This window comes from Hydrococcus rivularis NIES-593, assembly GCF_001904635.1.
Classification (GTDB): Bacteria; Cyanobacteriota; Cyanobacteriia; order Cyanobacteriales; family Microcystaceae; genus Hydrococcus; species Hydrococcus rivularis.
Genome location: NZ_MRCB01000001.1, coordinates 381,825 through 408,695 on the forward strand (window position 1 = coordinate 381,825; position 26,871 = coordinate 408,695).

General features: G+C 45.4%; 29 protein-coding genes. 13 read left to right on the forward strand and 16 right to left on the reverse strand.

The annotated features are described in order from the left end of the window. Nucleotides 1–7: 7 nt before the first annotated feature. Complete coding sequence (locus NIES593_RS23875) at nt 8–157, reverse strand: hypothetical protein (RefSeq protein WP_175561005.1); 150 nt, start codon at nt 155–157, stop codon at nt 8–10. Between the two features lie 29 nt (nt 158–186). Between NIES593_RS23875 and petP the strand changes: the two genes are divergently transcribed. The 3 genes from petP to chlG are packed head-to-tail and all read left to right on the forward strand — an operon-like array spanning nt 187 to nt 2,559. Continuing rightward, the gene (gene petP / locus NIES593_RS01710) at nt 187–381 is read left to right on the forward strand and encodes a cytochrome b6f subunit PetP (protein WP_015141837.1); all 195 of its coding nucleotides are present in this window, start codon (nt 187–189) and stop codon (nt 379–381) included. A gap of 39 nt (nt 382–420) precedes the next feature. Further along, the gene (locus tag NIES593_RS01715; protein WP_073597916.1) at nt 421–1,518 is read left to right on the forward strand and encodes a Get3/ArsA fold putative tail anchor-mediating ATPase NosAFP; all 1,098 of its coding nucleotides are present in this window, start codon (nt 421–423) and stop codon (nt 1,516–1,518) included. 33 nt (nt 1,519–1,551) lie between these two features. Beyond that, complete coding sequence (gene chlG, locus NIES593_RS01720; protein WP_073597917.1) at nt 1,552–2,559, forward strand: chlorophyll synthase ChlG; 1,008 nt, start codon at nt 1,552–1,554, stop codon at nt 2,557–2,559. A gap of 147 nt (nt 2,560–2,706) precedes the next feature. On the opposite strand, the gene NIES593_RS01725 is transcribed toward chlG, so the two are convergent. Further along, nucleotides 2,707–4,299, reverse strand: coding sequence for an alkaline phosphatase D family protein (locus tag NIES593_RS01725; protein ID WP_073597918.1), 1,593 nt, complete (start codon nt 4,297–4,299; stop codon nt 2,707–2,709). A 62-nt stretch (nt 4,300–4,361) separates the two neighbouring features. Next, complete coding sequence (psbU, locus tag NIES593_RS01730) at nt 4,362–4,742, reverse strand: photosystem II complex extrinsic protein PsbU (protein ID WP_073597919.1); 381 nt, start codon at nt 4,740–4,742, stop codon at nt 4,362–4,364. 375 nt (nt 4,743–5,117) lie between these two features. Between psbU and NIES593_RS01735 the strand changes: the two genes are divergently transcribed. Continuing rightward, complete coding sequence (locus tag NIES593_RS01735; protein WP_015141842.1) at nt 5,118–5,753, forward strand: peroxiredoxin; 636 nt, start codon at nt 5,118–5,120, stop codon at nt 5,751–5,753. Beyond that, nucleotides 5,754–5,876: a hypothetical protein gene (locus tag NIES593_RS25055; RefSeq protein WP_281250690.1), complete on the forward strand. Its 123-nt coding sequence runs from the start codon at nt 5,754–5,756 to the stop codon at nt 5,874–5,876. A gap of 69 nt (nt 5,877–5,945) precedes the next feature. Here NIES593_RS25055 and NIES593_RS01740 read toward each other — a convergent pair whose 3' ends face one another. Then, on the reverse strand, nt 5,946–6,893 hold the full coding sequence (locus NIES593_RS01740) for a glycosyltransferase family 2 protein (protein ID WP_073597920.1): 948 nt from the start codon (nt 6,891–6,893) through the stop codon (nt 5,946–5,948). Between the two features lie 64 nt (nt 6,894–6,957). Next, a complete protein-coding gene (ispD, locus tag NIES593_RS01745) occupies nt 6,958–7,650 on the reverse strand; it encodes a 2-C-methyl-D-erythritol 4-phosphate cytidylyltransferase (protein WP_073597921.1) in 693 nt (230 codons plus the stop codon). A gap of 229 nt (nt 7,651–7,879) precedes the next feature. On the opposite strand from ispD, the gene NIES593_RS01750 reads away from it, so the two are divergent. Continuing rightward, a complete protein-coding gene (locus NIES593_RS01750) occupies nt 7,880–8,824 on the forward strand; it encodes a glycosyltransferase family 9 protein (protein WP_073597922.1) in 945 nt (314 codons plus the stop codon). An 89-nt stretch (nt 8,825–8,913) separates the two neighbouring features. On the opposite strand, the gene NIES593_RS01755 is transcribed toward NIES593_RS01750, so the two are convergent. After that, on the reverse strand, nt 8,914–9,213 hold the full coding sequence (locus tag NIES593_RS01755; protein ID WP_073597923.1) for a hypothetical protein: 300 nt from the start codon (nt 9,211–9,213) through the stop codon (nt 8,914–8,916). Between the two features lie 492 nt (nt 9,214–9,705). Further along, complete coding sequence (gene miaB, locus NIES593_RS01760; protein WP_073597924.1) at nt 9,706–11,061, reverse strand: tRNA (N6-isopentenyl adenosine(37)-C2)-methylthiotransferase MiaB; 1,356 nt, start codon at nt 11,059–11,061, stop codon at nt 9,706–9,708. Nucleotides 11,062–11,172: 111 nt separating this feature from the next. On the opposite strand from miaB, the gene NIES593_RS23880 reads away from it, so the two are divergent. Further along, nucleotides 11,173–11,322: a hypothetical protein gene (locus NIES593_RS23880; RefSeq protein WP_175561006.1), complete on the forward strand. Its 150-nt coding sequence runs from the start codon at nt 11,173–11,175 to the stop codon at nt 11,320–11,322. 284 nt (nt 11,323–11,606) lie between these two features. Beyond that, nucleotides 11,607–11,945, forward strand: a complete 339-nt coding sequence (locus NIES593_RS01770) for a hemolytic enterotoxin (protein WP_073597926.1) — start codon at nt 11,607–11,609, stop codon at nt 11,943–11,945. 412 nt (nt 11,946–12,357) lie between these two features. On the opposite strand, the gene NIES593_RS01775 is transcribed toward NIES593_RS01770, so the two are convergent. The 5 genes from NIES593_RS01775 to NIES593_RS01795 form a co-directional block, all read right to left on the reverse strand. Further along, a complete protein-coding gene (locus NIES593_RS01775; protein WP_073597927.1) occupies nt 12,358–13,845 on the reverse strand; it encodes an aminotransferase class I/II-fold pyridoxal phosphate-dependent enzyme in 1,488 nt (495 codons plus the stop codon). Nucleotides 13,846–13,871: 26 nt separating this feature from the next. Further along, on the reverse strand, nt 13,872–14,555 hold the full coding sequence (locus tag NIES593_RS01780; protein ID WP_073597928.1) for a pentapeptide repeat-containing protein: 684 nt from the start codon (nt 14,553–14,555) through the stop codon (nt 13,872–13,874). An 11-nt stretch (nt 14,556–14,566) separates the two neighbouring features. Next, on the reverse strand, nt 14,567–15,091 hold the full coding sequence (locus NIES593_RS01785; protein WP_073597929.1) for a pentapeptide repeat-containing protein: 525 nt from the start codon (nt 15,089–15,091) through the stop codon (nt 14,567–14,569). Nucleotides 15,092–15,885: 794 nt separating this feature from the next. Further along, on the reverse strand, nt 15,886–17,505 hold the full coding sequence (locus NIES593_RS01790) for a helix-turn-helix domain-containing protein (RefSeq protein ID WP_073597930.1): 1,620 nt from the start codon (nt 17,503–17,505) through the stop codon (nt 15,886–15,888). A 172-nt stretch (nt 17,506–17,677) separates the two neighbouring features. After that, the gene (locus tag NIES593_RS01795) at nt 17,678–19,123 is read right to left on the reverse strand and encodes a YcjF family protein (RefSeq protein WP_073597931.1); all 1,446 of its coding nucleotides are present in this window, start codon (nt 19,121–19,123) and stop codon (nt 17,678–17,680) included. 294 nt (nt 19,124–19,417) lie between these two features. On the opposite strand from NIES593_RS01795, the gene NIES593_RS01800 reads away from it, so the two are divergent. After that, nucleotides 19,418–19,720 carry a ParA family protein gene (locus NIES593_RS01800; protein WP_175561007.1) on the forward strand — a complete coding sequence of 101 codons (303 nt, stop codon included), beginning with the start codon at nt 19,418–19,420 and terminating at the stop codon, nt 19,718–19,720. A 101-nt stretch (nt 19,721–19,821) separates the two neighbouring features. Here NIES593_RS01800 and NIES593_RS01805 read toward each other — a convergent pair whose 3' ends face one another. The 3 genes from NIES593_RS01805 to NIES593_RS01815 all read right to left on the reverse strand — a co-directional run bounded on the left by NIES593_RS01805 (nt 19,822) and on the right by NIES593_RS01815 (nt 22,059). Next, entirely contained in the window at nt 19,822–20,205 is a 384-nt protein-coding gene (locus tag NIES593_RS01805; RefSeq protein WP_073597932.1) for a hypothetical protein, read from the reverse strand. 130 nt (nt 20,206–20,335) lie between these two features. Beyond that, nucleotides 20,336–21,154: an acyl-CoA desaturase gene (locus NIES593_RS01810; protein WP_073597933.1), complete on the reverse strand. Its 819-nt coding sequence runs from the start codon at nt 21,152–21,154 to the stop codon at nt 20,336–20,338. A 77-nt stretch (nt 21,155–21,231) separates the two neighbouring features. Next, a complete protein-coding gene (locus tag NIES593_RS01815; protein ID WP_073597934.1) occupies nt 21,232–22,059 on the reverse strand; it encodes an acyl-CoA desaturase in 828 nt (275 codons plus the stop codon). A 218-nt stretch (nt 22,060–22,277) separates the two neighbouring features. Here NIES593_RS01815 and NIES593_RS01820 point away from each other — a divergent pair, with 218 nt between their 5' ends. The 4 genes from NIES593_RS01820 (at nt 22,278) to NIES593_RS01835 (ending at nt 26,056) form a co-directional block, all read left to right on the forward strand. Then, nucleotides 22,278–23,510: a methionine gamma-lyase family protein gene (locus tag NIES593_RS01820; protein ID WP_073597935.1), complete on the forward strand. Its 1,233-nt coding sequence runs from the start codon at nt 22,278–22,280 to the stop codon at nt 23,508–23,510. Between the two features lie 112 nt (nt 23,511–23,622). Next, a complete protein-coding gene (locus NIES593_RS01825) occupies nt 23,623–24,309 on the forward strand; it encodes a lecithin retinol acyltransferase family protein (protein WP_073597936.1) in 687 nt (228 codons plus the stop codon). Nucleotides 24,310–24,387: 78 nt separating this feature from the next. After that, on the forward strand, nt 24,388–25,269 hold the full coding sequence (locus NIES593_RS01830) for an ABC transporter permease (RefSeq protein WP_073597937.1): 882 nt from the start codon (nt 24,388–24,390) through the stop codon (nt 25,267–25,269). Nucleotides 25,270–25,276: 7 nt separating this feature from the next. Further along, the gene (locus tag NIES593_RS01835) at nt 25,277–26,056 is read left to right on the forward strand and encodes a nucleoside phosphorylase (RefSeq protein WP_073597938.1); all 780 of its coding nucleotides are present in this window, start codon (nt 25,277–25,279) and stop codon (nt 26,054–26,056) included. A gap of 118 nt (nt 26,057–26,174) precedes the next feature. On the opposite strand, the gene NIES593_RS01840 is transcribed toward NIES593_RS01835, so the two are convergent. Beyond that, nucleotides 26,175–26,528 (reverse strand): DUF1815 family protein, encoded by a 354-nt coding sequence (locus NIES593_RS01840; RefSeq protein WP_073597939.1) that lies wholly within the window; start codon nt 26,526–26,528, stop codon nt 26,175–26,177. Nucleotides 26,529–26,871 lie beyond the last annotated feature (343 nt).

A 26,871-nucleotide genomic window follows, 5' to 3' on the forward strand; every position in this document is an offset into this window, starting at 1 on the left:
GACTTGTTTAGAAGACTTTTTCGATCGTCCCAGAAATTAATGACAACAGCAGTTGTTGAGAATGGTGCAAGATTTTAGTTAAGAGAAATTTCTCATCCGAATCGCCGGCAAGCCTCATAGAAGAACGCGGATTCCGGTAAACTGAGGAATGGTTCATTGAATTAATTAAACGTAAATTAACTAGGAATGGAAATCGGGCAAAAAGTTAAGGTTTATCGCCTCAGAGATCGCGTATCAACGGACATCGCCAACAAACTGGGCAAAGTCGGAACTATAAAAGAGTTCAAAATGACTGATGGTAGCGGTGTTGGAGCTATAGTGGAATTTGAGGACAATACAGCAACTTGGTTTTTTGAAGACGAAATCAAACCAGTCGATTAAAGCTAAATAGCGAATACCAACAGTCCAAAGAGCGTCAAAATGTCTCTAATTCTTACTTTTTTAGGGAAAGGCGGTAGCGGTCGTACTACTATGGCGATCGCTGCTGCGAAAAAATTTGCCAGTAGTGGAAAGCGAGTCTTGTTGGTAGGGCAAGATCCCGGCCCTACCCTGGGCTTATTGTTAGGGGAAACTACCAGCAATTCTCCCGCAGAAATTACCCCAAACCTATCGGTGGTTCAGCTATTCTCAACGATTATGTTAGAGCAGAGCTGGGAACAGATCAAAGAGCTAGAGGCGAAGTACTTGCGCTCTCCGACTCTAAAAAACGTCTACGGACAAGAATTGGGGATCTTGCCGGGCATGGATAGCGCCCTCGCCCTTAATGCCATTCGCGAGTACGACAAAAGCGATCGCTACGATGTCATTGTCTATGACGGACCGGGAGATAACAATACTCTGAGAATGATGGGAATACCAGAAGTTTTAAGCTGGTACGTCCGTCGTTTTCGTAAGGTGTTGGGCGATTCCGACGTGGGGAAAGTGCTTGCTCCTTTCATTCAACCCATTACCAGCGCCATTCTTAACGTGTCCTGGAGTGCGGACGATCTTGCTAAAGAACCGAGCGATCGCGCCAATAATTTATTAGAAGAAGGAAAAGCTGCTTTGGCCAATCCCAAACGGGTGACGGCTTATCTGGTGACCACAGCAGATCCAATCGCGATCGCAGCGGCAAAATATCTCTGGGGAAGCGCCCAGCAAGTTGGATTGACGGTCAGCGGCGTGCTGCTCAACCAAGCTGAAGCGTCCGAAGCCATAGCGACTGAATTCGCTCCCCTCGGTGTGAATGCTATTCCCAGTCGCGCAGGCGATGATTGGCAACCGCTAATCGAAGCCTTACCAGATTTTCAAACGGTGAGTCAGGTGCCCCAACCCATGACTGTCGATCTCGCTGCCCGTCAAGTTCGCGTTTTTCTGCCCGGCTTTGATAAAAAGCAGGTCAAGCTAACGCAATACGGACCAGAGATTACTATAGAGGCAGGCGACCAGCGACGGAATATCGATTTGCCGTCGCCACTGAGAGGTCAACCCGTTCGAGGAGCCAAATATCAAAGCGGGTATCTCGTGATTTCCTTCTAATTTCAGTTGTAACTCTTGACTTTTGACTGGCTTATGTCTGACTCTTCTGTGTCTAATCCGAGCGATCGCGTAAAACTCCCGACCAATGGCGATCGCGGCGCCAAAACCAGACAGCTACTGGGCATGAAAGGGGCTGCCCCCGGCGAAACTTCGATCTGGAAAATTCGACTGCAATTGATGAAGCCGATCACCTGGATTCCCCTGATCTGGGGGGTAATTTGCGGTGCGGCTTCTTCTGGCGAATATACGTGGTCGCTCGAAAATCTTCTAAAAATTGCTGTGTGTATGGTTCTATCAGGACCTTTCATGACAGGCTATACGCAGACAGTTAATGAATACTACGATCGCGAAATCGATGCTATTAACGAACCTTATCGTCCCATTCCATCGGGAGCAATTCCTCTTTCCCAGGTTATCGCCCAGATAATCGTCCTTCTCCTAGGCGGGATCGGTTTGGCTTACGTTCTCGATGTATGGGCGGGTCATGAATTTCCAACCATCACTTGTATTGCCATTGGCGGAGCTTTGCTAGCTTATATCTATTCGGCTCCCCCTCTAAAACTCAAACAAAATGGCTGGTTGGGAACTTATGCCCTTGGTTCGAGTTACATCGCCCTGCCTTGGTGGACGGGTCACGCTTTGTTTGGCGACCTGAACTGGACAATCGTCATTTTGACCTTGATTTATAGTTTTGCCGGACTGGGAATTGCTGTCGTTAATGATTTTAAGAGTATAGAAGGCGATCGCCAGTTGGGATTAAAATCGCTTCCCGTCATGTTTGGCGTGACGGCGGCTGCTTGGATTTGCGTCTTAACGATCGATCTTTTCCAAGCTGCAATAGCAGCATACCTGATCTACATCCATGAGAATCTTTATGCCACTATTTTGCTGTTGTTAATTATCCCGCAAATTACTTTTCAGGACATGTATTTCCTGCGCGATCCTCTCAAAAACGACGTTAAATATCAAGCCAGCGCTCAACCTTTCTTGGTATTGGGAATGCTGGTCACCGGTTTAGCTTTGGGTCACGCCGGAGTTTAACAATTCGCCGGAAATTCTCTAATTTACTAGACCCCTTGCTTTCGATCGCAAGATTTAATTCCCACCCATGGGAAACTTTCGCTTGGGAAAAAAGTAAAGGGAAAACTTCTATAGACTTTTTCCCTTTCTCCTTTAACCTTTCTGTTTCTATGAAGGTTCTAACTGCCGAACTTGAGGATTTCCATCCTCCACTATGAATGTCGCCAGCGTGCTAACTTTGCTATCTTGCTGCTTGACCGTGTCTACTACCCGCAAGTCGCTGCGCCACTCCTGACGCGATACAGCACATTTAACGTAACCTCGCAACCGACTTTCAAAAAACTTAATATGAGGATTCTCCGGCAAAACAGACGCAAATTGCTCGTAGGGAACGCCATTTGAACTAATCGACGTACCGACGAACTCGCAGGCGACTGTAGGAGAGGCGGGATCTTGAAAGTCTGGCTTGAGTTCGCTAACCCAAAACGAATGGATGTCGCCGCCGATAAAAATCGGATTGGACGGGCGCTGTTGGGCAATATGGTCGAGAATCCGCTTTCGATTGGCTGCATAGCCATCCCAACCGTCGCTCCAGTAACCTTCTCGACCGTCTTTTTGCTGCTTGAGTTGCGCGACTAGATATTGCTGGGCAATAATATCCCAATGGGCGGATGAATTGGTTAAACCATCGAGCAACCATTGTTCTTGAGGTTGACCGAGAAGCGATCGCGCTTCGGCTAATCGTTCTTGACACTCTACAACCTGACCGCCGCCATCACCATTTTCGTCGCAGGCTTGGTCGTCTCGATACTGTCGCGTATCCAAAACATGAAATAATGCTAGATTGCCCCAGCTAAAACGTCGATAGAGTTGCATGCGATCGCCTTGAGGACGAGAAGCGGGACGGAAGGGTAAATGTTCGTAGTAAGCTTGGTAAGCTGCCGCGCGACGTTTGGCGAACGCTGCTATTTCATCAAAATCTTGCGATTCCAAGTTGGCATAGTCATTATCGACTTCGTGGTCGTCCCAGGTGCAAATAAAAGGAAATAATCGATGGGCTTCTTGGAGATCGCGATCGCTTCTATAGAGGGCGTAATGCCGCCGATACCCCTCTAAATCCATCGGTTCGGGACTCCCATGGCTTCTTACATCATCCGGACGAGGCGCGCCTCCACCTTCGTAAATATAGTCGCCCAGATGAATAACAAAATCGATTTCCTCCTCGCTCATGTGACGATAGGCATTGAAATAGCCGTGTTCGTAGTTTTGGCAGGAGGCAAAGGCAAAAGACAGGCGTTCGCTTGAAGCTGTCGGTGCGGGACAAGTGCGGGTACGACCGACAGGGCTAACTTCGTTTCCTGTTCTAAACTGATACCAGTACCAGCGATCGCTTTCCAGTCCTTCTACAACAACGCGAACCGAGTGCGCCCATTCGGGAGTTGCCGAGACCACGCCTTTGGCGACGACGCGACGCATTTTTTCATCGGTTGCCACTTGCCATTGCAGGGGAATGTCTGCCGATGGCAGGGCATTTCCCCGGCGGGGATTCGGTGCGAGTCGCGTCCAGAGGACGACGCTATTAGAATCGGGTTCTCCAGACGCCACGCCCAAACTGAAGGGATAATCGGAATACTTGGGCTGGGCAATAAGATAGCGCGATCGATTGGTAATGGCTAAACCTCCCAGAACGCCAGCCCCTAGCAATAAGTTGCGTCGTTTCAGCCGGGTAGATAGGAGATGATTGAAGAATGAGTTATTCATCTTAAAAAAACCCACTCCTTACGGAGTGGGTTGAGAGACAAGTTACCTAGTTCATGGGGTTTTTAGTAAACGCCAGGATTGATGCGATCGCCACCTTCATTGAATTCTTTTGAAGGTGGGGTCACGATAAAATTATCCAAGTTAGCTTGCAGGCGTTCTTTTTGGCGTTCGGACAGTCCGGGAATGCTGAGAACATCCTCTACCTTGTTATAGGGAGAGTTTTTGATGATCTTACCCGCTAGATTGGGGTAAAATCCGCGCAAATCCCGAAAGTCACGAATATCGCTGTTGTTGAGGTCGATCTTTTTCCCAAACTCGGTAGTCAGCATCGCATCAACAGCATTGAGCTTAGGTTGCCCTGCAAATGCGGGAGTTGCTGGTAGGGTTAATAAGCAACTAACTATTAAAGTTAGTAAGGCTAGAATGCGAACCAAGCGTTTCATTTAAGTTTGTTCCTCCTGAAAGAGTAGATTTTCTTAAATTGAGCGGCAATGTAGAAATTCACGCGCCGAGCGAGTACAGCAGATCGGATTTAAAAAATTTATATCATGGCGAATATATTTTTATGACAATGAAATTGAGAATTGAAGACCCCAAATAGGCTGGCGCGTCTGACCGATCTCATGGGTTCTTTCAATCGCTCTCAATTTCAGGGAGTTTTCGTTCCGCTGCACCCTCGATCGTACCGCAATTTGAGGTCATCGATCGCGGAATGTCAACAGTGAATTATTATAAATCCCTAAAATCTGATATGAAAATGCATCTTTTGTGGCAAGATCGAAAATTGTCCCTATCTAAGTTTTATGGGAATTAAGACTATGGCTCTCCAATTAGGCGATACAGTACCAAACTTCACACAAGATTCTAGCGAAGGAACTATTTCATTCTACGAATGGGCAGGAGACAGTTGGGTCGTTCTCTTCTCCCACCCCGCAGACTATACCCCAGTTTGCACTACCGAATTGGGGGCTGTTGCCAAACTTAAGCCAGAATTTGATAAGCGCAATGTTAAGATCCTGGCTTTGAGCGTTGATGATGCAGAGTCCCATAGGGGGTGGATTAAAGATATTAACGAAACCCAGAATGCTACGGTGAATTATCCGATTATTGCCGACCCCGATCGCAAGGTTTCTAACCTTTACGGGATGATCCATCCCAACTCTCTCGATAACTTGACAGTTCGTTCTGTCTTTATCATCGACCCCAATAAAAAACTGCGCTTAACAATTACTTATCCCGCTAGCACGGGTCGTAACTTCGATGAGATTCTTCGGGTCATTGATTCTTTACAATTAACAGATAATTATCAAGTCGCGACTCCAGCTAACTGGAAAGATGGAGATGATTGCGTTGTCGTACCTTCCATCCCAACTGAAGAAGCGAAAGCCAAATTCCCCAAAGGAGTTACTGAAATTAAGTCTTATCTGCGCATGACTCCTCAGCCTAACAAGTAAATGGCTTCAAGCGGTCAGCTGGCTACCGATCGCTTTATTAGACTTCTTGCAGAAGTAGGGAAAGGAGTAAGGGAGAAAGGGGAAGGAGATAATTTTCCCTTTCCCCTTTCTCCTTTTGTGTGACATTTTCATAACAGGTCTATTACATACAATATATCAATATATAAAGTGCAAGCTCTAAAACATAGCCGATCAAAGCCACTCGATTGTTTTGGCTTGCTCTGATAATTGGGCTTGTTTTTGTCCTGCCGTTCTAGCTTGAAAACCAATGAGATCGATGGGCGTTTTGATAAGCTCGATCGCCTTCGCTTTGCCAATAACTAATTTAGCGCTATCTCTTGGCAACTCTTTAAGCAACCAGCGACTGAGTCGGTACAACGATTCCCTGAAAGTCAATTCTCGCATGAGAGAGACACCATGCAGTTCGTGTAGATAGCGATTGGACGTACCGTATCGCCGCCACTGACTTTTGAACTCTCGCAGATTCGCACGATGTCGATGGCGGACAATTGCCTGGGGTGCAAATTCTAATTTCCAGCCTGTCTGTTTTTGGATGCGCCAGCAAATATCGGCATCTCCCCCAGTAGTTAGGTAAGGGCGAAATAAACCCACCCGTTCAAAAATCTCTCTGCGTATAGCTATGTTAGCCGTTTGACCGTAGGAACAAAAAGGATGTTCGACGAGAAACTTTTGCGACATGAGTTCGTATCGCTCGGCATATTGTTCTAGGATCGTATTACCCGGCAAAGCCACCAGTTCGCCAACAACGATTCCTACGATTGGATCGGCAAAAGGAATGACGAGCTTTTCTAGCCAATCGGGTTGGGGGCGACAGTCCGCGTCTGTAAAAGCGATAATTTCTCCTTGGGCGATTCTTATGGCTTTATTTCTCGCAGCATAGGAACTTTGAATCTTATCTTCCGTCAAAACTTGAAGGTTGATTTTTTCGGTAGAGGTTTGAGCGGCAGCGGTTGCTAGGATTTGTCCCGTGCGATCGCTGCTGTTATTGTCTACTAAGAGATACTCGACGCGATCGCGCGGATAGGTTTGCGCCCTCAAGCATTCAATTAAACCGGGTAAATCCGCCTCGCCGTTATAAATGGGTACGATAACCGATACTTTAGATTGGTCGTTGGTCATTCGTCATTTGTCCTTTGTCTAGCAGATGCAAAACATTGCGCCTCTACTGGTAACTGATTACTGATTACTGATTACTGAATAGACGTTGGCGAAGAATAAATTCGGCGATCGCGAGATCGATGGGAGTCGTTACTTTCAGATTTGTTTCTTCCCCCTCCACAATCTGGACGGGGAAGTGGCACCGCTCAAACAATGCGGCATCGTCAGTGACTTCCCAACCGAGTTTGCGTCCTTTTTCGTGACATTCTTTGAGAAGTTGTACTTTAAAACCTTGCGGGGTTTGAGCTGCCCATAAATAACGGCGTTCGGGCGTATCTTTAATTAAATTAGTCTTATCGACGATTTTAATCGTATCTTTGACCGGAATAGCAGCAATTAAGCCTTGACAGGTTAACAAAGCTTCCGCACAGCGATCGAACAATTCTGGCGTTGCCAAACACCTCGCCCCATCGTGAATCAATACCCGTTCTGCCGATGGGGGCAATGCTTGCAAGCCATTATTGACCGATTCCTGACGGGTTTCTCCCCCTTTGATCAGTTCGACGGGCTTGGTGAGGGCAAGCTCGGCGATAATTGCCTTAAAGTCGGCAAAATTATCGGGTTGTCCGATGATGCCGATCCAACTGATTTGACGCGAGGCTTCGGCTGCTGATAGCGTCCACGCCAGTAGGGGTTTGCCCAGTAAGGTTAGCAGAAGTTTATTGCGATCGCTTCCCATCCGTTTTCCCATTCCGGCAGCGGGAATCAAGAAATACATAGTCGTTTGGATATCGATTACTCAATCTAAATTATCAGAGGAAAGCGCGATCGATTTAGACTTACTTTCGTCGATTGGAAGAGACATAGATGGCTGTACTCCTATATTATCTATATCGAAGATCTAGAATTTGTTGTGAATAAACCAACGGTTTAGGTATATCTTCCTTTACAATGAATGTTGTCATGTTGCGATCGACCCGACAGATGTCTAAACTAAAGATCGAAAGATGAGAATAATAGCTCTTGTTCCTGGGGGAATTAGCGAGCAAATTCTGTTTTTTCCTACCCTGGAAGACCTCAAAAAACAATATCCCAAAGCCGCGATCGATGTAATGATAGAGCCTTGTGCTAAAGCGGCTTATCGAGTTTGCCCTTATGTTAATGAAGTCCTCGTCTTCGACTATAGAGATCGTAACGGCTTGGCGGATTATCTGAATCTGTTGGGGATAATCCGCGATCGCGAGTACGATATGGCCTTGAGTTTCAGCCAGCGTTGGACGATAGGACTGTTGCTCTGGCTCAATGGCATCCCGATTCGGATAGGCTATAAAAATAATGCTTCCTGGTTTTTATCTGACTCCGTTCCTCTCAAAAGCGAGCAGTATGCTGCCCACAAGTATCACGATCTGCTGCAAGCGTTAGGGATTCAATCCTCTTGCCCGGAACTTAAAGTCACGTTGCCTAAAGAAGATATCGATTGGGCAGAAGCAGAACAGAAACGCTTAGATATCAAAGAGAGCGGTTATATTCTCATTTACGATAGTTCCGAAGGAAGTGATAACGCCTATCCCGTCGCAAAATGGCGAAAGATTGTCGAAGATATCCAGCAAAAGCAACCCGACTTACCCATTGTTTTGCTTCGAGACTCTGAAAACGAGCGATGGGTGACGGCGATGACGGAAAATCGTCCTAATCTTAAAGTAGTGTCTCCTCCAGATCTTGGTAAGTTAGCTGCGATCGTCGCCGGTGCTAATTTGATGGTGTGTACTGACAGCGTGCCGATGCACTTATCGGTGGCAGTCGGTACTTATACAATCGCCTTATTTGGTTCTACAGATGCAACTAAACTCCTGCCACCCAATTCGGAGCGCAGCATCGGCATTCAATCTCCAACGAAGAAAGTTGCCGATATCGAACCGGAAACCGTTCTCCAGCAGATTTGGCGCGGCTAGGTCAATTATCACAATTATCAATTAAGAATCTAAGAGCAGAGCCAAGTCAGCTCTGCCAAAGAGCAAAATTGAGATGCTGCTCTTGCCCCCTAACTGATACTCTTGCGAAGATGTTCTAGAATTTGCATTTTGCGCTCTTTCTCATCTAGAGAAAAATCGCCAAAATCCGCACTGCTGCGAGCGATATGATCCATTATTCGCTTTTTGCGATCGCCCGCTTTGGCTGTACTCGGTACGGGAGCTGGAGTTGGAGTGGGGATAGGAGGTGGGGGTGGTGGAGCCGATGTAGCAGGAGTTACGGGACTTTTTTTCGGGGACAGGAATTTCATTCCATCCGAACTCATTGCTAAATGCTCCATGATACGCCGTTTACGATCGTCAACCGCCATGATTCTTCCAAATTTTAAATTTTTCTAAATTTTTGTAACTAATTTGTATTGTTATACATTTCTTATGATTCGAGCAAGCGATGTCATCCTATTTTGGATTTTGGACTTTAGATTTTGGATTGGGAAAGCATTGCTCGGCTAGGAACCAAGTTTATACTTGTTGTAATCTTTTTTCACATTGGTGTCAGGAGATTCGTAGGGGCGGGTTGATATCAAATCCGTTTAATTAGTCGTAATATGTAGTGCGTTCGCGTAGCGTGCGCGTAAGCGCATACGTCCCGAAAAGCGACTCCTGTCGGTCGCACTACTGATTATTGTAGTCGTTCATCCGGATTTGATATTAGTAAACAGTTCCAAACTATGGAACTTGAGAGCAAAACCTGCTCTTACAAGTTTTCTGGTTATTTAATTGGATTTGATAGGCGAGTCGATCGCGCCTTGCTTTTCTCGGTCAAAACTACCGCGATCGAACGATCTAAAAGGCAAAATCGATTAATTGGAATTCCCAGAAACTATTTCGCCTGACAAACTAAAGGCACGAGCTTCTGTAATTTTCACTTTCACCAACTTGCCTTTCAATTGTTGGATATTGCCAGTGAAAAAGGTGAGGCGATTGCCTCTCGTTCGTCCCATCACTTGAGTCGAATCTTTGGGATTTTGGTCTTCTACGAGAACCTCTTCAATGCGTCCGAGATAGCGCCGGGTTCTTTCGGCAGCTTTAGTTGCGACTAGGTGATTGAGTCGTTGCAAGCGATCGCTTTTCACTTCCTCGCTAATTTGATTTTCCCAGATAGCAGCAGGCGTACCGGGACGAGGAGAATAAGCTGCCGTATTCAATTGGTCGAAGCCAAGATCTTCTACTAATTGTAACGTATTCTCAAACTGTTCTTCTGTCTCCCCAGGGAAACCGACGATCGCATCGGCACTGATAGACGCATCGGGCATGCACTCGCGAATTTTCTCGATAATCTGGCGATATCTCTGGTGGGTATAACCGCGCTTCATCGCTTTGAGAATTTCATTATCTCCCGACTGGAAAGGAATATGAAAATGCTCGCAGACTTTAGGTAACTCTTGACAAGCCTTTATCAGCCTTTCGGTAAAGTAACGGGGATGGCTAGTAGCAAAGCGAATGCGTTCGATTCCCGGCACGTCATGGACGTAGTAAAGCAAATCGGTCAGAGTATGTTGGTGCCTTCCCGTTTCCGTCACTCCTGGCAAATCGCGTCCGTATGCGTCGATATTTTGCCCCAGCAGCGTCACTTCCTTGTAGCCCTGCCTTGCCAATTCTTCTATTTCAGCGCGAATTGCCTCTGGCGTGCGCGACTGTTCTACTCCTCTAACGCTGGGGACGACGCAATAGGTACAGCGTTCGTTACACCCATAAATGACATTCACCCAGGCAGTTACAGCGCTTTCCCGACGCGGTTTGGTAATATCTTCCATAATGTGGACGGGTTCGGTAGCCACAACCTGACTGCCTGCGAATACCTCTTCTAGCAAGTCGTGCAAGCGATTGACGTGCTGGGGGCCCATGACCAGATCCAGTTCGGGAACGCGCCGCAATAATTGTTCGCCCTCCTGCTGAGCAACGCAACCTGCGACGATTAAGGTTAAGTCTGGTTGTTCGTGCTTGCGTTTTGCCTGTCTGCCGAGGTAAGAATAGACTTTTTGTTCGGCATTGTCCCGAATCGTACAAGTATTGTAGAGAATGAGATCTGCCTCATTGGGATCTTCGGATCGCGCAAAACCCATCTCCTCCAAAATCCCTGCCATGCGTTCCGAGTCAGCTTTATTCATCTGACAGCCAAAAGTGGTGATGTGGTAGCGACGCTGAGAATTGGTCATGGTTGAGAAGCGGTTAGATTGCGATCGATTAGTATTAGAGTCCAGCTTTCCATTATAAATTTTTACAATTCCATTTGTGGAACTTGGCTAGCCGAGCAACCGATTAATTCAATGCGAATTTTACCGATGGCGTTTTGTTACTGTATCAAAGGAGATAGAGAATTTATCGATCTAACTCATGATATTTCGGCTGTTCTCACGCCCATCCGCGATCGCAAATGGCTTGCGGAATATATGTCAGCATTGATATTAACCTCTTAAAAGGAGAATCTTCCCAAACAGCCTATCGAGAAGGAATCGAATGAGAATCGCTTATCTATCAAGTTCCTTACTTTAAAAAAGAACTGCCCAACTTCGATCGCGTTATGTCGGGATCTTTAGCAAATCTCTCAGAATTATTTTTAATTCCTGTCAAATGCTGCGAGATTATATCGATTTTCTTTTCAGCCACGACTCTTTTTCGTGCAATTGCATTTTTAGCCGCCCAGAAACAATCTCGCAGATAATTAAGCAAGATTTTTGCATTTAATAGGAGTTTGGCGCTCATGCCCGACACACCGATACAAATTACGACCGAACTCAGCAAAGCTCTCGAACAAATTAACCAGAAACTGGACAAGATGGATGCAAAGTTCGAGGCAAAATTCGACAAGATGGACGAACGGCTTAACAGGATGGAAATAGGGCAAGCCAGACTAGAAGAGAAGCTAACCGGATCGGAAGACAAATTAACCGGAAAAATTAATGCCCTTGATGAAAAAGTCGATGGATTAAGCAAACGAATTGATAGCGTCGATTTTATCAATCGCGGTGTATTCGTAGCGTTAATTATCGCAATATTGGGCGGATTTGCCAAACTATTTGGTTTTGTTGGTAATCCTTAAATATTATACGATTGCGACTTCCCGATTGATTTAAATTACAGATAGATTCCAATCTTCTCAATATACTCAAAAAGTCAACAGATTTCTGAGTGGCAATGACTAAAACGACTGAGTATTATATCGACGGAAATAGGATTAAATGGGATTTACAGCGGTGAATAAATTTCTTTATGTCTAAGGGATACAATTTGCTTAAAGCTCAGAAAGAAGCTAATGTAACGATGCAAGATATTCAGGAGAAACCAGGACAGAGGAGTAGATTATGTAGAAGAAGTCGATCCGCTTCCTTTTGATGATGCATGACTGGGAACCGCAATCCCCGCCTTTAACGAAGCGAAGCGTAGTGGAGGCGTGGGGAGTCGTCAAGAATGCAAGAGCTAAGATTTAAACTAGGTACGCTCCTAATTACTGGTTACTGGCTAATAACCCGTAACGTCTGCAAGCTAGCATCCGCACAACCGCTAACGAACCCGCCAGCATCAACAATCTTTTGTAACGACGCGATCGCATCTTCTGTAATCGCTTCTCCGGGCAACAGGATCGGAATTCCCGGCGGATAGGGACAAATCGTTTCCGCACTGATGCGACCAACTGCTTGAGCAATGGGTACGGTTTCGGTAGGAGAAAAGAAAGCAGCGCGGGGGGATAATACAGGCATGGAGTTTGGGGGAGGAGCGAATTTTTGAAAGCTTTGTTCTTCAATCTTTCCCGTGCCCTTGCTTCTGCATTCCTCAGATAAATGCTTAAATGCATCGACCAAGCGATCGCCATCTTCGGCTGTATTTCCCAAAGTAATAATAAAAGTGAGATGTTGTAGGGTTGGCAGTTCGGCAGTAACTCCTAATTGCTCGTAGAAGATTTCGTCAGCCGTAAAACCATCGATGCCCAAGCCAGAGACGGTAACTGTCAGGCGGGTGGGATCGAGGGCGTAAAAACCCAGCGTTCTCGTTGGTTTTGGCTGTAGAACTGATAATCCAGGAATTTGCTCGATACGCGATCGCGCTTCGTCAGCTAACCGAATAGTGCGTTCCAGCAAAGCTTTGCCTTGGGTTGCCATTTGTTGTCTGGCGGCATCTAAAGAAGCTAAGAGGAGATTGCTGGGGCTGCTGGACTGTAATAGTTGTAGCGCTTTGCTGACTCTTCCCGGATCGATGCGCGAACCTTTGAGATGCAACATCGATGCCTGAGTCATGGCAGATAGAGTTTTGTGAGTCGATTGTATCGCCAAATCTGCCCCCGCTGCTAGCGCCGCAGTAGGTAGGGCTGGATGGAAGGCAAAATGAGCGCCATGGGCTTCGTCAACCAGTAGGGGAATGCCGTAATTATGAACTTGTCGCGCGATCGCGGCGATATCTCCACAAACGCCTTGGTAAGTTGGAGAGACTATCATCACCGCTTTAGCATCCGCATGTTGTTCTAGTGCCTCGGCAATCGTTTCGGGCGCGACGTTGTGGGTTAAATCCAAAACCGGATCGTATTCTGGCACGACAAAGACGGGATGAGCGCCAGAAACAATTAGTCCCGCGATCGCAGATTGATGGATATTGCGCGGCAGAATAATCTTATCTCCTGGGGCGCAGGTTGCCACGATCGCTGCCATTACGCCACAGGTTGAGCCATTGACTAAAAACCAAGTGCGATCGGCTCCAAAGGCTTCTGCTGCTAGATTCTGGGCTTTCGCGATCGCGCCGTCGGGTGCAAATAAACTCAGTCCGGGCAAGTCTGGTAAGTCCGATTGAAAGATTTGGCGACCAAACAGTTCGGTAATCCTATCTGACGTTCCTCGACCCCGCTTGTGTCCTGGCGTGTAGAAGGGGACAGTCGGGGATTGAACTTCAACCCGTAAAGCATCGAGTAGTGGCGTAGCGATCTGCGGGTTGGCAGCAGGATCTAATACCATTTCTTAATTTGCTAGCCGTTGAACTTTTATACGATCGTACCATCCGGTAAGGTGGCTCCTTGGAGATTAGCTTCCTGAAGACTTTCCTTGCTAGCATTAGTACCATACAAATTAGCTTGGCTCAAGTCGGCTTCGGCAAGACTGGCACCGTATAAATTGGCTCCAGCTAGCGTGGCTTCGTGCAGGTTGGTTTTGGATAAGTTCGCACCAGCTAGATTGGCTCCTCTTAAATTAGCGCCGCTTAGGTTAGCCTCAACCAAACTTGCGTTACTTAAGTTAGCCCCTGCTAGATTGGCTGCTATCAGAGTAGCACTCAAAACCGCTCCGCTCAGATTAGCACCTTTAAGGGATGCCTCGCTTAAATTAGCGCCACTGAGATTAGCACCGCTCAAATTGCTGCCGTTCAATGTAATTTTCGCCAAGTTAGCTTCAGCTAGTTTGGCTCCGCCGAGATTGGCTCCGATGATATCTGCATGAGTGAAGTTGGCGCCGATCGAGTTAGCTCCGCTCAGGTTAGCACCAATCAAGTTAGCTTCGCTCAAATCTGCTTCTACTAGATCTGCTCCGCTGAGATTAGCTCCAACTAAGTTGGCACCTTTGAGGTTAATTCCTCTCAGTCTAGCGCGATAGAGGCACGTTCCCGTGAGATCGACCCCCTCAAAATTTCTTTCTCCGGCTGCATATTGCTTCAATAGGTTATCGACATTCATTTTTTTACTTGTTACCAATGAATCGTACCATCTGGCATAATCGTTCTTTCGAGGTTGGCTCCGCGCAGGTTGGTGCGACTGAGATCGGCATTCCTGAGATCGGCTCTTCGCAAGTCGGCACCGTAGAGATTGGCTCCTTGCAGATTGGCTCCTCGTAGATTGGATTCTGCTAGGTTTACTCCTGCGAGAATTGCCCCTCGCAGCTTCGCACCCGACAGGTTGGCTCTTTGCAAAACGGCACCCGTCAAGACGGCTTCGCTCAAGTTAGCGCCGCTTAGGTTAGCTTCCTTGAGGTCGGCTCCGCTCAAATTCGCTACAATCAGACAAGCTTCTCGGAGATCGGCTCGATCTAGGCTGGCTACTACCAGAAATGCACCGCTCAAGTTAGCACCTCTTAATAGTGCCCCAGACAGATTGGCTCGAATGAGATTGGCTCCGCTGAGTTTTGCCTGCGCTAGATCGACTCCGTGTAAATCTATTCTGCTAAAATCCCGTTCCCCAGCAGCGTATCGTGTCAGTAGCTTATTGCCATTCATACTCGGCAGTTAGTCATATTAAGTAGTCGCGAGTTGTTCGGGGAGCAGGATAAAATTCCAACACCCCAATTTATTTAAAAGAGCTAGTTCTTTCTGACTATTAATCTTTGCGTCTTGATTTCTTAAAGTTTTTAGCTCGTTCATAACAGGTTAGTCGGTTGGTTCGAGTCTCTAATTTAAATAAGTTATTAATCAATTGCGACTAACAGTTTTTCGATGTTTATACTTGATTCAACTTTCAATTCTCGTTTCGATTGTCGATCGCCCAAACCATTTTTAAAACCACCACTAACTTTTTTAGAAGTTCGCACGCCTGGAAGATTTCCTTAAAGAAATAAAGTAAAGAATAGGGTTTTCTTCAAGAATTTCTAGGGTTTACTCCTATCTCTATTCTACTTATCAATTCATCTCTAAGTGTCTCCGAAAATTGTTGTTAGCTTTTTAGCTTGACTGAATAAATTTATAACAACAATCCTTAGCGATGACAAGAAAATTTTTCTTGTCTACCTTAAAAATTTTTACGTCCTTGTCATCGTCAGCGATCGCGGTATACTTGCGGGGATTTTATCTAGGTACTTTTACTGTAGCTTAAGGTGAAGATAGTTAGGCAGAAAAAGTCACTAAAATCAACATTGTTGAGCTGACTAAGAATAACGTTAAGGATTTTTGTTTTCGGAAATTTGTTCGTTACTGGCAATAGCAATCCTCAATGAGTTATGTCAATGAAATGAAACTGCGATCGCGCTAAGCTTTTGCTACATCCTTTTGTATTACCGAAAAGTTGCTTAAAGTCGCTACAATCCCAAAATTTCTCTCAATCGCTCTCGATCTGCTGGTTTAATTTCAAAGCGCTTGTGTTCGATATCCCTGACCCAACTTTGGCTTTTGCCCATCATCTTTGCCAAACGTCTTTGGCTCCAGCCTTTATTGTTGCGAGCGGCTATCACTGCTTCTCCAGTTAGGTCGGGCTGTATTTTGCGCTTCGCTTTTTCTGTGGCAGTTTCTTTTTTTTGAGCTTCAAACTCAGCTATTCCCCGCGCGAATTCCGTCGGCAATTCAAACTTGAGAATGTAAGCATTCATCAGCCGCTCCCATTTTCGGCGAGGAGCGGGATCGGTGATTCGCCTATCTTTGCTAGCATCATCGATCCAAAAGTCGAGATCGGCTTCGCTATCTTCGGGAATATCGAGTAATTTAGCCCAAAGCGGCTGGATTTCTGGGGCATAGGTTGCCGGATCGAAAACGGGTTTAAAACCGCGTTCGTATAAGACTTCTAAATCGTTTTCAAAAGTTTGTAGGCGCTGCGCGCGACGATCGCGTTTTTTATTAGTTGGTGCAATTGGCTCCTCGCCATAGCCAACTTTCATTAGGGTTGAAACAGCGATCGCTTCTTCTGGTTCCTGCTGAAGTTTAAATAGCAGCCAGAGCATCATGCGAGCCGCTCCTTGGTGCTTCTGCCAAAGGCTCATGACTTTTTCCAAGAGCGATTTAGGTAGGATGGCAGATTGATAAAAGGCAGTCTTTTCTTTTGCTCCTTGGGGATTGAGGAAATATTTCGCCCACTGACCTGCCCTAATCCTAAACCGAAGCCCGATGACGTGTTTGTTGCCAAAGGCATCTTCTTGAAAGCGATGTTCGATGCTCAGTAGGTGCCAGAGTCGGCTTTCTTCTACTGTAAAGGCTCTGAGGCGCTCCTGTTGGGGAAAGCGAATAGAAGCGAGCAGTTGGCAGGGTTGCCGAGCTAGAAATTTAATTAGGGCTAGTTTGTCGTGTCTGGATAGGTCTTTACGTTCGTCTAATCTTAAATAAGCTTCAATCTGTCTGTCGTCAATGACGAATGCTTCTTCCCAAGGACGTTCCAAAGTCGTCGCACAAGCAGCATAGATGAGGTGCATGCAAGCCGCTCTAAGATTAAATAGTTCGATCGCTCGCCAAGCTGCGTCGCCGCCAAGGGAATTGGGACATTCGTCTTCTAAATTTTCGGCTATGCGGAAGCGGATCTTTCCCTTGCCATACCGAAATGGCTGGCTGTAGGAAACTTTTCCATCCGGTTCGGTTAGCCAAGGAAGCGAACTCGATTGAGCCAGGAGATTGCAAGCTTCCCAAATGACCCTCGCTGCCGCGATCGCAGTTATTTTTCCATTTGAAAATAGTTCTGGGCTAGCGAGGTTTTCTTTGTCCGACCAACGACATTTTTTCCTCTTAATTTTAAAGGACGGATCGATTTCTAAGGGAACCGGATGGAGAGTCGGACATAGCACTACGCACAGCGGATCGGGATAATATTCCAGACAGTTATTGCAGAGATAGGGATCGATTTGATAGAGATTTTCTCTTCTCGCGATCGCTTCTGTCGGACATCGAGGACGGCAAGCATCGCAGGCGATACACTCAGTCACGATTGTATAGGTCATTGCGTTACCCAGAGTTCGTTATTTGCCGATCGCTAAGCTGGCAAATATCTGGGTTTGATGAGCAATCTTAATTGCTGCATCTCAACTCAGGTTACTTTCAGTATGCTAGGAAACTGTCTGGATTTCTGTTCGTAGCAAGCACTACGAAGAAAAATTCCCCAAAAAATTGGCGTTAGGAAGCCACCGTTTTCGTTTGGGGAGATTCGGGAAACAAACGCGCTAGCGCACCTTTGACGAAACCTTGTAGAAGTGCGCCCCGTTGATTTTGCTCGAATACCTGTTTGAGCTTTTGTGCCAATTTTTCTGGGTTCAAACCGTCTCCTGAAGCGATACCGATTTCTTGTTCTTGGAAATATTCGGTCAGACTTAACCCTGCCAGGCGAGTCAGATAGGCGGCACTGATTCCCTGTACCGCACCGCCGGCAACGTAGGTTATGGCATTACTTTTCAGTAAGCTGCCGATCGTTTGGGTAGACAGTTCGACTAATCCTAACTGCACCATCAGCTTGCCAATCGTGCCAGAAGCCGCTTTTGCTTGGGAGAGGGAGAATTTTTGCTGGTAGATGTCGCTCAAATCGACTAGCATTTGAGCGTTAATTGCAGCCGTTGCTAATAAATCGAGGGCAGCAACGGGGTTGGTAAAGGCGGCGGCAGCGGCAATCCACTGATATTGTTCGATGACGGGAATGGCGCGATCGCGTCTGACTTCATTGAGAATTGTTTTGGCTTGTTGCTTCAACTCCATTGCTTCTCGCCAAGTCGTTCCCCAGATCAGTTGTTCTCTTTGTTGCATCAGAATTTGCTTGAGGCGATCGCGCAACGCGCCGATTTCTGCTGGTGGGTTTTCCATCCATTCTTGTACGGAACCATCGTCTCGATGTTGTCTAACTTTCACTGGGTTGGGAGCGGCAGCGATCGCGATAACATTTTCAAGGGGGAGAATCTCTCTGACTCGCTGCTGCAATTGTTGTAAGATTTCTTCCCGTTCTTGGGGAAGGTATTGGTCTTGTTTGTTAAATAGCAGGACGATTTGCTGATGGGATCCTCTCAGTTGCTCTATGATTTGTCGTTCTGACTCGGTTAAATCTCCACTTGTTAGGAATAATACTAAGTCAGACGCTAAGGCAACTTCTTTGGCGGCAGCATCGGTTGTATCCGTTTCGGATAAGAAAGCGGCTGTTTCTACCCATTGGAGATTTTCGGCAATCTTTTGGCTTTCCAGAATTTGTTTTAAGGTGGTTTTGCCGACTTTCTTTCCGCCGGCGATCGCTAGTCGTAATGTTTGCCGCTTAAACGATTCGGGCAATTGAGCGGCTTGTTGTCTTAAGGAGGAGATATCTCGATCCGGGGCTTCTGTTGCCAAAGCTGCGATCGCTGCTTCAGCTTGAGCGATTGCCCGATCGACGATTTCTCGTTTTAGAGGCGAAAGTAACTGTAGGGATTTGCTGCGAGAGGCTTTTTGTTGTAGCATCCAAGAACCCATTCCCAACGCGATCGCTCCTAAAATGCCCCACTCGCCCACTTCGAGCATTTCTTCGTGAAGACCATCCCACAGCCAGAGTAGGATAGATATGCCGATGCCTGCGACTAAAATCGGCTTGCGTAATTTAACCGCCATTTTTTCTCCCCTACGGTTACTCTCGTGAAGATTTTATCTCTATTATGCTACGTCTTAAGGGGCTATCTTTTCTAGTAATCGATAGAAATTGCAACGCTAAGCTTGACTTGCGAAAACTTTCGCTGATTCTCCCTGACGAACAGATCTTGATAAAAGCATCGAACCTCGATTGATTTTAAATGTCTGTGTCGCAATAAATTTTCCCAACTCCAACTTTCTGTAGGACAAGCGTTGCAGCACATAACAAATCGATAATATAGCTACATATAATGTTTATCAGTAATAGGAGTTGGCATGTTAGAAGGTCGAATTCAGCAATTCAAAGATCGCGATCGCTCTCGCCTTAATTTACTAGGAATTATCTTCACTTCTTTAGGACATGCTAGTAATATGGGAGAAAAAATCAGACGTAGATTGAGCGAGGATTTTGGCGATCGAGCAATTTTTCAGACAGAAATTCCGCTTAACATTGCGGTGGCAAGAGCTGTTGAAGAATATAAACCCGTCGTTTTAACGGAACCTCAATCTCCCGGTGCTAAAGCTTTTTATTGCTTAAGCCATGAATTTTTAGAGAAATTTACTTGTTGGTCGCGATAACCAATTTTTTTTTGCAATAGCTAAGTCTTAGAGGACTTTATATTTGGGTCCCTAGAAACTTCTTTCTTGATGAGATCGAGTCAGAATGAAATCGCCTTGACTTATTCAACGCCTAAAACAAATTCACGCAATCTAAGCAAACTTAAAGTTTGTCCCAAATTTAACGGCAGCAGAGAAATTCCTTCTAAGCGAGACTGTACCCATCCCTCTCCCCAAGACCATTCGTGATATCCATCGATTCCCTGACTCAATAACAAGCGCAAATAGTTTTTATCTACCACTTCTACTTGGTGATGGATAGAAAATGGTCCTATCCAGCTCGTAAAAACTAATCCTGAATGTAATTTTTCTGGCAATCCTGGAGAAAAACGCTGGGGAAAAAGCCATTGTTTCAGTTTGCTCGTATTGAGCAAGCTATCTCGGATTGTACTTTCATTAGCTTCTAACTCGATGCGGAGATGGCTTTGTTGGAAAGTTCCGAACATATTGACGCAATGCGATCGTTTAGCATTTTTATTGTAACCATATCCAAAAAATTAAAAATCAAAACCCCTCTTCATCGCTTAACTTCATGAAGAAGGGCTTTGAGATTGTAAGGTTATTTACAATAAATTCCTATTGCTTTGGCGCTAACTTAACATTTTTGGCCAACCCAAGAATTTGTAGAACTCGAATCGTCATCCAAGTGAGATCGATTTCCCACCACTCCAAACCGTGACGTGCTGAATATTGATAGGCATGATGATTGTTGTGCCATCCTTCGCCAAAAGTTAGTAGGGCAACCCACCAACAGTTTCTTGAATTATCGTTAGATTCATAACTTTGATAGCCAAATTTGTGAGTGGCGCTGTTAACAAACCATGTGAAATGAAATACGACCACTAAGCGCACAAAAATTCCCCAAATCACAAATGACCAACCGCCCCACCAATAGAGCAGTAATCCTAAGACAATTTGAATGGGAATGAAATATTTTTCACAAAATTGATAGAAAGGATCGTCTTGGATATCTTTGGTGTAGCGAGGAATATCTTCTTTTACGGAAGCATTTTCCCATAACATCCAACCGAGATGGCTCCACCAAAAACCTTTATTAGAATCGTGGGGATCTAATTCGGTATCGGAATATTTATGATGGATTCGATGTCCGCCAATCCAATAAAGTGGACCACCCTGACAGGCGAGCGTACCACAAAAAACTAGGACATACTCTAACCATTTGGGAACTTCAAAACTTCGGTGAGAAACTAAGCGATGAAATCCTAATGTAATTCCTATGCAAGCAGTTAGCCAGTAAAGCAAGAAAGCAACTCCTACGGCTCCCCAACTAAAGTTACCAGGAAATAAAGCGAGTAAGGCTACCAGATGAATCGTAGCCATGTAAATAATAATGCTCCAAGCAGGAGAAAGTTTGTCAGATGTGGCAACAGTCATGCAATAACCTAGAAAAAAAAATGGAAAAAATCGCGTTTTTAACGCGAAATAAATAGGGTATTTAGCTATGAAAAAACTTAGTCGCTCGATCGCGTTGGCGCTAACTTAACATTTTTGGCCAACCCAAGAATTTGTAGAACTCGAATCGTCATCCAAGTGAGATCGATTTCCCACCACTCCAAACCGTGACGTGCTGAATATTGATAGGCATGATGATTGTTGTGCCATCCTTCGCCAAAAGTTAGTAGGGCAACCCACCAACAGTTTCTTGAATTATCGTTAGATTCATAACTTTGATAGCCAAATTTGTGAGTGGCGCTGTTAACAAACCAAGTCACGTGAAATACGACCACTAAGCGCACAAAAATTCCCCAAATTACAAACGACCAACCGCCCCACCAGTAAAGCAGTAATCCTAAGACAATTTGAATGGGAATGAAATATTTTTCACAAAATTGATAGAAAGGATCGTCTTGGATATCTTTGGTGTAGCGAGGAATATCTTCTTTTACGGAAGCATTTTCCCATAACATCCAACCGAGATGGCTCCACCAAAAACCTTTATTAGAATCGTGGGGATCTAATTCGGTATCGGAATATTTATGATGGATTCGATGTCCGCCAATCCAATAAAGTGGACCACCCTGACAGGCGAGCGTACCACAAAAAACTAGGACATACTCTAACCATTTGGGAACTTCAAAACTTCGGTGAGAAACTAAGCGATGAAATCCTAATGTAATTCCTATGCAAGCAGTTAGCCAGTAAAGCAAGAAAGCAACTCCTACGGCTCCCCAGCTAAAGTTACCAGGAAATAAAGCGAGTAAGGCTATCAGATGAACCGTAGCTATGTAAATAATAATGCTCCAAGCAGGAGAAAGTTTGTCAGATGTGGCAACAGTCATGCAATAACCTAAAATGGAATTTTCGTCGAAAAAGATAGGAAATTCAGTGATGTAAATCTTTGCTCGAAGAACTTAATACATAAGTTGGTAAATATGACAAGCAATTTAAGATTTTATTTACATAACTGAATGAGAAAAAACCTTTATTGATTTGACCCAGGGGTAGGTTGGGGTATTAAATCAATAATCGGCAACAAAATTTTACTTTCACTGAGTAAATGGACGATTTATCGTTACTTAAAGCGGCAGAAACAGCCCTCTTACCGATTTTTTCTGAAATTGACACCCAGGTCAAGCAAAATCTCAAAAAAGTTCTGGAAGCTTTTCGCAGCTATCGAGTTGGCGTTCATCATTTCTCCAGCGTGAGCGGTTATGGACACGACGACCTCGGACGGGAGACGCTGGACAAAGTTTTTGCTCGCGCGATGGGAGCAGAAGCTGCTGCCGTGCGGGTACAGTTTGTATCGGGAACTCACGCGATCGCATGTGCTTTGTTCGGCGTGCTTCGCCCTGGAGACGAAATGCTAGCCGTCGCAGGCGCACCCTACGATACCCTCGAAGAAGTCATTGGTCTGCGAGGCATCGCTCAAGGTTCCCTCGCTGAGTTTAACATTAAATATCGGGAATTAGCCCTAACCAAAAGAGGGACGATAGATTGGCAAGCGCTTAACACTGCGGTAAAAGACAATACCCGTCTGGTATTAATTCAGCGTTCCTGCGGCTATTCCTGGCGACAGAGTTTATCGATTGAGGAAATAGAAAAGATTATTCATCTAGTCAAACAACAAAATCCCAATACCGTTTGCTTTGTCGATAATTGTTACGGAGAATTTATCGAAGATCGAGAACCGACAGATGTAGGGGCAGATCTAATGGCAGGTTCTCTGATTAAAAATCCGGGGGGAACCATCGTCACGGCAGGGGGCTATATTGCAGGAAAAGAAGAATTGGTAGAAGCAGCGGCATGTCGTTTGACGGCACCCGGAATTGGCAGCAGTGGCGGGGCAACTTTTGACCAAAATCGCTTGCTATTTCAGGGTTTATTCCTAGCACCGCAAATGGTCGGCGAAGCAATGAAAGGCAGTCATCTCATTGCCTATGTTTTTGATAAATTGGGCTATCCTGTGAACCCGCCGCCGCTGGTTCCCCGTCGGGATGTTATTCAAGCGATTCAATTGGGTTCGCCAGAAAAGCTAATTGCCTTCTGTCGGGCGATTCAACGTTATTCTCCCGTCGGTTCTTATCTAGACCCCGTTCCCGCAGAAATGCCAGGATATGAGAGTCAGTTAGTCATGGCTGGCGGAACGTTTATCGATGGGAGTACCTCTGAATTTTCTGCCGACGGTCCCCTACGAGAGCCTTATATCGTTTTTTGTCAGGGGGGAACCCATTGGACTCACGTCGCGATCGCGCTAGAATCGGCGATCGAAGCAGTGGGAAAAGCAGGCTAGAATCACTTTAATAGGGTTTAACCAGCTTTGGATAGTTTTGCCAAAACTCATCAAGGCGATCGCGTTTCAGTTTAGTCTGGAGGATAGATTATTTTACAAAAAACCACCAAACATGTCACGTGGGGATCAAATTTACGTCTACAGGGAATTAATTAATCTGCAAGGCGTTTACGAACATCACGGGATCGACTGCGGTGATGGGAGTGTCATTCATTATCGCAAACCTAGCGAAACTATCGAAAGAACCTCAATAGAAACTTTTACCAGAGGAAATCGAATTTACGTCAGAGAATATCCAATAGGATTTTGTTTTATTGCCGATGTCGTCGTCGATCGCGCTCAAAGTCGCTTGGGCGAGAGAAAATACAATTTACTATTCAATAATTGCGAGCATTTTGCGACTTGGTGTAAAACTGGCATTAGCGATAGCAGACAAATTAGAGAGTTTGTGCCGATTGCTACTCAACTCAATACCTCTCAATTATACGAACCTCTCAAACAAGCTCTGCGAAGTTCAGATCCCAAAAATGCCCAACAGATCTTAAATGAAGCTTTGAGGGATATAAAAGTGGTCTGGGACGATATACAACCTCGCTATAAAGCAGCCCTTCAAGAAATAGATGACTGGAATCGAGTAGCGGTAGAAGCCCTCAAGCTAAATCGAGAAGATTTAGCCAAGGAAGCCCTAAAACGAAAGTTAACCTCTAAAAAACAGGCTGGGGATCTGCAAGAACAATTGCAGCAGCTAGCAACAATGACAGAAACGCTGCTCCGTAACAGTCAGAATTTACAACCTTAAAAAACTTGACCGAGCGGTAAAACTTCAGAATGCTGCTGATATGATTTTCCTAGAAAAATCCCCCTTAGCTGGAAACGAATGACTTTTTCAAAACTCTCCTTGCCTTCGTGGTTGAACCTATTAGTGCGTCCTAGCATCTCATCGCAATTGATGCTCTTTGGACTAATTATTACGGTTGTCTTCATCCTGCTAGCAATTTTCTGCCCGCTACTAACCGCTTGGGGACTCATCCCAGATCCTACCGATTTGTTAAGCAATAACCCTCTCGAACCCCCAGAAAGCCGCCATTGGTTCGGCACGAACGTTCGCGGCTACGACGTATTTGCACGTACCCTCTATGGTTCTCAAGCGGCGTTAGAAGTCGTTCTTCTCGCTACCACTCTCTCCCTAATTATTGGCGTTCCCTTGGGGTTAATTAGCGGTTATCTCAGCGGTCGAGTCGATAAAATTCTGCTATTTTTAATGGATACTATTTATACGCTGCCGGGATTGTTGCTGTCGGTGACTCTGGCTTTCGTATTGGGGCGGGGAATTTTGAACGTCGCGATCGCAGTTAGCATTTCCTATATCCCCCAATACTATCGTGTCGTTCGCAATCATACGACTAGCGTTAAAACAGAATTGTTCGTCGAAGCCGCACAAGCGATGGGGGCAACTCCTACTAGAGTTCTCTCCCGCTATCTATTTTTCAACGTCATTCAAAGCGTTCCCGTCCTATTTACCCTCAATGCAGCAGATGCGATTTTGATTTTGGGAGGACTGGGATTTTTGGGATTGGGACTACCAGAAGAAGTCCCGGAATGGGGGCACGATTTAAAAGAAGCGATGCCAGATCTTTCGATCGGAATTTGGTGGACGACTTTGTTTCCCGGTCTTGCCTTGACTTTAATGGTAACGGGATTGTCTTTGTTGGGTGAAGGGTTGAGCGAGATCTTTAATCCTCGCTTGCACAAAAAATAGTTAGAAAATGAAACTTTATCACATCGGTTTTGGGACAGAAGATTTAGGCGACAATCCACCCAAGCTAGCATTTTTATCCGGGGAACCGGAGCGATCGCGCTACATTGCCCAAAACTACTTACGCGATTTTCGTTTATTATCAGACTATCGAGGACTCAATAGCTACTTGGGTTATCTATCTAACGGTCAACCCATTTTAGCTGCGACTAGCGGCATGGGCGCGCCTTCTCTTAGTATTGTCGTCAACGAATTGATTCAGGTTGGTATTACCGAAATTATTCGCATTGGCACATGCGGTTCGATTCAGCCACACGTGCCAATAGGCAGTCTCGTTATCTCCCAAGCCGCTTTATGCCGACAGGGTGCTGCCAACGACATTGCCCCTCTAGAGTATCCTGCCGCCGCCGATCCCTTTTTGACCGTCGCTTTGGCGCGATCGGCGCAAGCATTGAAAGTCGATTATCATCTAGGCATTACTGCTTCTGTGGATACTTTTTATGAAGGTCAAGAGCGTTATGAATCTTCTGTTAATCCCCATCTGCAACGTTGGCTGCAAGGAATTACTCAAGAATATCGAAACTTAAATATTTTGAATTATGAAATGGAAGCAGGAACGTTGTTCAAAATGGCCGGCGTCTATGGCTTTTCTGCTGGCTGTATCTGTGCGGTAGTCGCTCAACGGACAGAAAAAGAAAGTATCGTTCTAGATAGTAAAAAAGCCGCTGTTGAAAGCGCGATCGCAGTGGCAATGAAAGCAGCACAAAGCGAGTTAGAGCAATTCCGTTAATGTTGGAATTGGGTACATATATAGTACGAGCATCCCGATCGCATATAGTCTTCTCTGCTTGAGTAAAACGATAGAAATTCGTCTCTAGAGAACAACAATAATCACTATTAGCTCGACTTTACTTGCTGTGAATTGCGTGATTATCCCGATCCTGTGACTGTGAAGGTTCGATCTGATACTTTATTAGATTGGCGAGATCTTGTAATTGAGCGATCGCTTCTGCGCCTTCTAGTTTCATCAATTCGCGATCGTCGCGCATTTCTGTCCAAGTGATCCCATAATCGGACACCAAAAAGCGAATTAAATGATTTTCTCCCAGGCTAACCATAAATGAAGCGCTGTTCATTTGGCTGCCGCAGGTATAACAAGAAGCCAAATAGCCTCGGTTTTCAAGAACGATCGCCAATGCTTGGAGATTCATTACCAAGTCTCGAACAAATTGACGGTGCTGTTGTGCTAGTCGTGTAAACACCTCTATTCCTCCTATTAACACTCCTCATTATAAAACCTTAAGACTTTTTTAAGATTCTTTATCATGAAAATGATGTATCCTTTTAAAAATTAATAGACACTATCCTCGCTGGCGAGCCACTATGCACTAGGCTAGCTCGATTCTCTCGAATTGCCCAGTATCAAGAATTACACTTAAATTGAAGATAGCTACCTTAATCGATCGTGCCCGTCTTTAAGAATTTAGGCATCATAGGCAATACATAATTTAACAAATGGAGCCAAACAAGGCGATTGTGGGTCGATCTGTTCCGAGGTGCTACTCTAGTTGGGTAGAGTAGAATGCAGACTTCTAGATAGTAGCG

What these genes read in the sequence shown, in the direction of transcription:
- NIES593_RS01785 (WP_073597929.1), bottom strand. Translation starts at nt 15,091, where the DNA reads ATGAATGGCAATAAGCTACTGACACGATACGCTGCTGGGGAACGGGAT.
- NIES593_RS01770 (WP_073597926.1), top strand. Translation starts at nt 11,607, where the DNA reads ATGCCCGACACACCGATACAAATTACGACCGAACTCAGCAAAGCTCTC.
- NIES593_RS01795 (WP_073597931.1), bottom strand. Translation starts at nt 19,123, where the DNA reads ATGGCGGTTAAATTACGCAAGCCGATTTTAGTCGCAGGCATCGGCATA.
- chlG (WP_073597917.1), top strand. Translation starts at nt 1,552, where the DNA reads ATGTCTGACTCTTCTGTGTCTAATCCGAGCGATCGCGTAAAACTCCCG.
- psbU (WP_073597919.1), bottom strand. Translation starts at nt 4,742, where the DNA reads ATGAAACGCTTGGTTCGCATTCTAGCCTTACTAACTTTAATAGTTAGT.
- NIES593_RS01800 (WP_175561007.1), top strand. Translation starts at nt 19,418, where the DNA reads ATGTTAGAAGGTCGAATTCAGCAATTCAAAGATCGCGATCGCTCTCGC.
- miaB (WP_073597924.1), bottom strand. Translation starts at nt 11,061, where the DNA reads ATGACCAATTCTCAGCGTCGCTACCACATCACCACTTTTGGCTGTCAG.
- petP (WP_015141837.1), top strand. Translation starts at nt 187, where the DNA reads ATGGAAATCGGGCAAAAAGTTAAGGTTTATCGCCTCAGAGATCGCGTA.
- NIES593_RS23875 (WP_175561005.1), bottom strand. Translation starts at nt 157, where the DNA reads ATGAACCATTCCTCAGTTTACCGGAATCCGCGTTCTTCTATGAGGCTT.
- NIES593_RS01775 (WP_073597927.1), bottom strand. Translation starts at nt 13,845, where the DNA reads ATGGTATTAGATCCTGCTGCCAACCCGCAGATCGCTACGCCACTACTC.
- NIES593_RS01825 (WP_073597936.1), top strand. Translation starts at nt 23,623, where the DNA reads ATGTCACGTGGGGATCAAATTTACGTCTACAGGGAATTAATTAATCTG.
- NIES593_RS01715 (WP_073597916.1), top strand. Translation starts at nt 421, where the DNA reads ATGTCTCTAATTCTTACTTTTTTAGGGAAAGGCGGTAGCGGTCGTACT.
- NIES593_RS01830 (WP_073597937.1), top strand. Translation starts at nt 24,388, where the DNA reads ATGACTTTTTCAAAACTCTCCTTGCCTTCGTGGTTGAACCTATTAGTG.
- NIES593_RS01735 (WP_015141842.1), top strand. Translation starts at nt 5,118, where the DNA reads ATGGCTCTCCAATTAGGCGATACAGTACCAAACTTCACACAAGATTCT.
- NIES593_RS01820 (WP_073597935.1), top strand. Translation starts at nt 22,278, where the DNA reads ATGGACGATTTATCGTTACTTAAAGCGGCAGAAACAGCCCTCTTACCG.
- NIES593_RS01725 (WP_073597918.1), bottom strand. Translation starts at nt 4,299, where the DNA reads ATGAATAACTCATTCTTCAATCATCTCCTATCTACCCGGCTGAAACGA.
- NIES593_RS25055 (WP_281250690.1), top strand. Translation starts at nt 5,754, where the DNA reads ATGGCTTCAAGCGGTCAGCTGGCTACCGATCGCTTTATTAGACTTCTT.
- NIES593_RS01755 (WP_073597923.1), bottom strand. Translation starts at nt 9,213, where the DNA reads ATGGCGGTTGACGATCGTAAACGGCGTATCATGGAGCATTTAGCAATG.
- NIES593_RS01815 (WP_073597934.1), bottom strand. Translation starts at nt 22,059, where the DNA reads ATGACTGTTGCCACATCTGACAAACTTTCTCCTGCTTGGAGCATTATT.
- NIES593_RS23880 (WP_175561006.1), top strand. Translation starts at nt 11,173, where the DNA reads ATGCGAATTTTACCGATGGCGTTTTGTTACTGTATCAAAGGAGATAGA.
- NIES593_RS01810 (WP_073597933.1), bottom strand. Translation starts at nt 21,154, where the DNA reads ATGACTGTTGCCACATCTGACAAACTTTCTCCTGCTTGGAGCATTATT.
- NIES593_RS01750 (WP_073597922.1), top strand. Translation starts at nt 7,880, where the DNA reads ATGAGAATAATAGCTCTTGTTCCTGGGGGAATTAGCGAGCAAATTCTG.
- NIES593_RS01740 (WP_073597920.1), bottom strand. Translation starts at nt 6,893, where the DNA reads ATGACCAACGACCAATCTAAAGTATCGGTTATCGTACCCATTTATAAC.
- NIES593_RS01790 (WP_073597930.1), bottom strand. Translation starts at nt 17,505, where the DNA reads ATGACCTATACAATCGTGACTGAGTGTATCGCCTGCGATGCTTGCCGT.
- ispD (WP_073597921.1), bottom strand. Translation starts at nt 7,650, where the DNA reads ATGTATTTCTTGATTCCCGCTGCCGGAATGGGAAAACGGATGGGAAGC.
- NIES593_RS01835 (WP_073597938.1), top strand. Translation starts at nt 25,277, where the DNA reads ATGAAACTTTATCACATCGGTTTTGGGACAGAAGATTTAGGCGACAAT.
- NIES593_RS01805 (WP_073597932.1), bottom strand. Translation starts at nt 20,205, where the DNA reads ATGTTCGGAACTTTCCAACAAAGCCATCTCCGCATCGAGTTAGAAGCT.
- NIES593_RS01780 (WP_073597928.1), bottom strand. Translation starts at nt 14,555, where the DNA reads ATGAATGTCGATAACCTATTGAAGCAATATGCAGCCGGAGAAAGAAAT.